5 protein-coding genes are annotated in these 4,930 nt (G+C 44.1%); 3 read left to right on the top strand and 2 right to left on the bottom strand.

All coding sequences use genetic code 11. The features are described 5' to 3' along the window. Nucleotides 1–251, top strand: a 251-nt coding sequence (locus tag B9J87_RS17840; RefSeq protein WP_094151105.1) for a hypothetical protein, incomplete at its 5' end; no start/stop codon positions are given. A gap of 107 nt (nucleotides 252–358) precedes the next feature. Beyond that, nucleotides 359–1,711 carry a molecular chaperone gene (gene yegD, locus B9J87_RS13065; RefSeq protein WP_094151103.1) on the top strand — a complete coding sequence of 451 codons (1,353 nt, stop codon included), beginning with the start codon at nucleotides 359–361 and terminating at the stop codon, nucleotides 1,709–1,711. Here yegD and B9J87_RS13060 read toward each other — a convergent pair. Beyond that, nucleotides 1,702–2,655, bottom strand: coding sequence for a DMT family transporter (locus tag B9J87_RS13060; RefSeq protein WP_170900905.1), 954 nt, complete (start codon nucleotides 2,653–2,655; stop codon nucleotides 1,702–1,704). The two genes, yegD and B9J87_RS13060, sit on opposite strands and share 10 nt — an antisense overlap. Nucleotides 2,656–2,804: 149 nt before the next feature. On the opposite strand from B9J87_RS13060, the gene B9J87_RS13055 reads away from it, so the two are divergent. Continuing rightward, on the top strand, nucleotides 2,805–3,260 hold the full coding sequence (locus tag B9J87_RS13055; protein ID WP_026027548.1) for an Lrp/AsnC family transcriptional regulator: 456 nt from the start codon (nucleotides 2,805–2,807) through the stop codon (nucleotides 3,258–3,260). 38 nt (nucleotides 3,261–3,298) lie between these two features. On the opposite strand, the gene B9J87_RS13050 is transcribed toward B9J87_RS13055, so the two are convergent. After that, complete coding sequence (locus tag B9J87_RS13050) at nucleotides 3,299–4,549, bottom strand: SGNH/GDSL hydrolase family protein (protein WP_094123830.1); 1,251 nt, start codon at nucleotides 4,547–4,549, stop codon at nucleotides 3,299–3,301. Nucleotides 4,550–4,930: the final 381 nt, after the last annotated feature.

The raw sequence follows: 4,930 nt of genomic DNA, 5'->3' as shown, positions 1-4,930 counted from the left end.
TACCTTTACTTGCTGCATTATTATTTATAGTGGGACTTGGCAAAAAGTTGTCGGTTCCAAATTCGTGGCTCTTCTACTATGCACTTTCTGTTGTATTGTTAAGCTGGCTATTCAGTATGAACCCCATTTTTATCCTGATCCCGTTGTTTATCTTGTCACCTTGTCTTATCCACTATCGACATATCAAGGCGATTAAAATAGCTTATGTGGGCTGTCTGCTGCTGTCTTTTTTCGTCTCTTGGCTTGTGTAAACCAATCCATGTCTTTTCTCGCCAGACATTCCAAGTAGTTTGGGGATAGTATTTGTGAAAAGCATAAGGTAGGATCGCCGGCCTTTTTCTGATGCTAGGAGGTAGCGATGTTTATTGGTTTTGACTATGGAACGGCGAACTGTTCTGTCGCAATGATGCAAGATGGGCAACCAACATTGTTACCCATAGAAGGTAAAAGCCACTACATTCCTTCGACAATATGCGCCCCGACGCGAGAGTCCATTTCTGAGCATCTGTTCCGTCATCATAATATTACGCCAAGCGATAAAATTGGTGAGCAAGTACTTCGCCGCGCGATCAATGTGAATAGAGAAGAGAGTATTGAACTTGCCGCGCAAGACATTGCCTTTGGCCAAGCGGCGCTCGATCTTTATCTGCAGGATCCGCGCGATATTTATTACGTTAAATCCCCTAAATCATTTCTAGGCGCGGCAGGTTTACGTGATGTGCAGGTCAGTTTTTTCGAAGACTTGGTGTGCGCCATGATGGTCAATATTAAGCATAATGCAGAGCAGCACCTTCAGCGCCCCATCCAAGATACTGTGATTGGTCGTCCTATTAACTTTCATGGCCGAGGTGGTGAAGAGGCCAATCGACAAGCGGAATCTATTTTACAACGTGCGGCGAAACGCGCCGGTTTTCAGCACATCAGTTTTCAGTTTGAACCCGTTGCGGCGGGTTTAGAATATGAAGCGACTCTGGTGCAAGATCAAACCGTACTGGTGGTTGATATCGGTGGTGGAACCACCGACTGTTCATTGCTAAAAATGGGGCCGAGTTGGCGAGGGCGTGACGACCGCACCGCGAGTTTGCTTGCGCATAGTGGCCAACGGGTCGGAGGCAATGATCTTGATATCTATATTGCTTTCAAACAGTTGATGTCTTCTTTTGGATTAGGAAGTAAAGCCATTTCTGGCATTGATATGCCGATCACGCAGTTTTGGAACCCGATTGCAATTAACAACGTGGAAGCGCAACGTGACTTCTATGCTCAGCAAAACTTGGCAGCATTGAAATTGCTACACAAAGAGGCGCAGCAACCAGAAAAGTTGGCGCGTTTGCTGAAAGTCTATTTTGAAACGCTCGGCTATCAAATTGTACGCCGTGCAGAAGAGGCAAAAATTGCTCTATCTGATCTTACGCAATGTCAGGTGGTGCTCGATCTTCTTTCTGAGCAGATCGAAGTGCAAATTGAGCGTGAGCAAATGATCGACGCCATTGAATCCCCTAAAGCGAAAATGGTGGAATTGGTCAAAGAAGCGGTTGAACAAGGTGGCGTAAAGCCGGATGTCATCTTTATGACGGGCGGATCTGCTCGTTCTCCAATATTACGTCAAGCGGTAGAGCAGCAACTGCCCCACGTACCCGTTGTCAGCGGTAACTACTTTGGTTCAGTGACTGCTGGTTTGGCTCGTTGGGCTGAGATTTGCTATCGCTGATATGAGCGCTTAGCGCTTCGTTTTTGATGCGTTGGGGGCCGGTAATGTTGCGAATGATCGTGTTTCATTAAAACATTACTGGCAACCAAGCTACCTAAGCTTATCAACCCTAATCCGATCCAAGTCAAAGGCGTTGGCATCTCACCAAAAACGGGAATCGCCAACAAGGTTGCCACGACTGGTGTTGCAGAGCCAAAGGCAGCGGAGCGTTCTGCGCCGAGTGTTGAAACTGCATATAAATAGGTAAATGCTGCAATGAGCCCCGCCCCGACACCTTGCAGCAGTGTGTGTCCCGCCAGTTCTTTCCACGGCCAGTGTGCAAAAGAGTGTGTGGCTAAGTAGCTATCGACGATGCCTAAAGCGATTAGAACGGCCAATAAAATAGTAGAAAGTAAAGCAACCCATCCCGCGCTGACGAGCGCATGCAAATTCGCTACCCGCGCACAAATTGTAAACATCGCCCACATCAGGCTGCCGGTTAAAAACATCAAATGCCCGGTCAAACGGTTTGACTCAAAATCAGTGGCACTTGAATAGAGGAAAATACCAACCCCTGCCACCACTAAAGTCAGCCCAGCGACTCGATGGCGACTTAACGGCTGTTTAAACAGCAACACCGCTATACCCGAGACAAACAGCGGCAGCACGCCCGGAACAAGCGCGCTACCATCAGAAACCGGAACGTAGTGCATCGCATGGCTTGTCACTAGTAAATAGGGCAATCCACAGCCAATAAATAGACCAATTAAGTAACGCATAGGTACATTTTGCAATTGATGTCGAGTTCTCCAAACCAATGGAGAGAGCAACAAAGCGGGCAGTAAAAAGCGCGTTAATGCAATATCCGCAGGGGTTAATAGGCCGCTCGCCCCTGCCTTTAAAGAGAGGAAAAAGCCGGACCATAATAACAGTGTGGTGCCTATCGCGAGGTAGCCATAAATCATAATTTCATTCACATCAATGGATGGTTTCTCACCATTATCTATGGTTCGGCTTACTTTTATCCGGCAAGTTCACCCTTATTGCTAGATGGTTTAGCACTTATCCGCTATAAATTAGCAAAATGTTAGTGGATTTCATCAAGGATCGAGTAATGGATAGAATAGACCGCCGCATGTTGACCTTATTACAAACAGAGGGACGCTTAAGCACCGCAGAGCTTGCAGAAAAGGTTGGATTATCACCTTCTCCCTGCGCAAGACGCTTGAAACGATTAGAGGAGAGCGGGATCATTGATGGCTATCAAGCTCGCTTAAGCCGGCAAGCTGTCGGAGTTGGTATGACGGTTTTTGTTGAAGTTAGCCTGAATAATCATCAAGCCGCTTCCATTGATAGTTTTGAAGAGGCAATCAAAGAGATGGAGGAGGTGATCAGCTGCCATGTGGTTTCAGGTGCGTATGATTACTTGCTGGAAGTCGTTAGTGCCAATTTATCAGGGTACGAAGCATTTACGCGTCAGTTACAGCGGCTCAACAATGTAAAAGATATGCATACCCACCTCGCCATGCGTCAAGTGAAAGCCGCTACCGCGATGCCTATTTGGGTTTAGAGACAGCACTTGCGTGCTGTCTTCAGGGTCAGACGTGCTTATTCAAATTGAAATGACGCGAGAGAGTTTTTACTGATTTCGTTGGCAATCAATTGATGGATGGCCGTGGTAGGGTGCGTGACGCCCCAAAATACGTATTTGTCAGAGCTATGGTAAGCGCAATCATTGGTTAAGCTATGACGGTATAAGTAATCTAAAGCTGAATTGCGATTGATGTTGAGGCATGCATCGGTCGCATTTTCAAAGCCGTATTGCTGTGGATTGGCTGTGAGGTTTTCAAACAAGCTATGAGCATCAAACAGGATGATATTTACCCCTTGCATCTGATAATACAGTGCTTGTTGCTGAATAAACGCATTGAAAGTGGTGATCTTAGCGCTGACTTTCGCTATCTCTTCTGCTGTTGAATATTTAAATTGCGGGGCTTTGGTTGCATCGGGTAGGGTGAGTAGAATAATATTTTTGGCCCCTGAATCCACAAGACGAATCATCGCGCTGCTAAAATCTGCTTTGACTTCATATACTTCACGGTTGTAATTCATAAAGTCATTCAAGCCAAATTCAAGGGTAAAGAGCGTATTTTCTGGCTGGTAGTTTTTGGCCATTGTCATGTAATTTAGATAAGAGCTGACTTGATCGTTCACACCTGTCAGCGCGATATATTGATTACGCCCTGCGGCACCGCCAATCGCCCAGTTATATACAGGTAAATTGTACATTTTTGCTAAATACTCTGTCCACACCAAACCATTGGAAAAGTGTCCTAAAAACCAAGAGTTAGGATTGGGAAATTTCCATTGTGACGCATTGAATATATTTCCTGTATCCGAAAGGCTGTCACCTATGGTCACCATTTTATTAATGACGGGTTTGGCATTTTGTTTATCGTTAGTCCAGATCGAATGATTGTATGAGAACCTATTGTCTGCTGCGAAATAAGTAATATCTGCAGAATCGTGACTGACGCCGAGCGTCTCTTCACAACGCTGCTTTATTTCATATTGTGAGGTGTCAGTATAAAACATATTTTTAAAGCGCACAGATGACCACCAGTAACCACTAATGGTGTAGTCATTTCCTTGTTCATCCAATGCCCACTCCCAATCTGTTGCTGGGTCATCATGATTGCCAGCGGGCCGATACCAACAGCGTACATAAGTGTAGGTTTGCTTATTTTGCGTATTCATTACGCCATAAGCGGTAACTGGTTCTGAGGTGGTATCCGTATTTTCTGCAATCGCCATGGAGAGTGGCAATATTGCGGTCATCAATAACGTCATTAGTTTCATATTTTTTTCTTATTGGTTTAGGCACGTATCTACTAAAGAATAAGTGCGAAAGTGAAATTAACAAACTGGTCAGACCTATTTTGGGTTTATGGTGTTAAGCGTCAATCAATAAACGACTATGTTGAGCATTATTTGGTATTAAGATCAAACAATGAACTGTCAGTGAAGAAAATACGAAAGGGTTTTTATGAATCCTAATTTAGATAAATAACAATAAGGTTTTACTTTATTAATTTGTCCTAATGTTAAATCTCAGTAGTTTAATAAAAATATCAATAAAATTATAATCAGTCAATATGTGTAAAAATTAAACAGTTTTATTGTGATTTTAAGCCACATTAAAAATCATTTTTCTTTGTGTTTGTTATTTTAAGATCTATT

Origin of the sequence: Vibrio sp. V19_P1S1T109 (genome assembly GCF_002241375.1) — a bacterium.
Classification (GTDB): domain Bacteria; phylum Pseudomonadota; class Gammaproteobacteria; order Enterobacterales; family Vibrionaceae; genus Vibrio; species Vibrio anguillarum.
The sequence above is the reverse complement of the archived record's forward strand: the minus strand, read 5'-3'. Positions and strand labels throughout refer to the sequence as shown.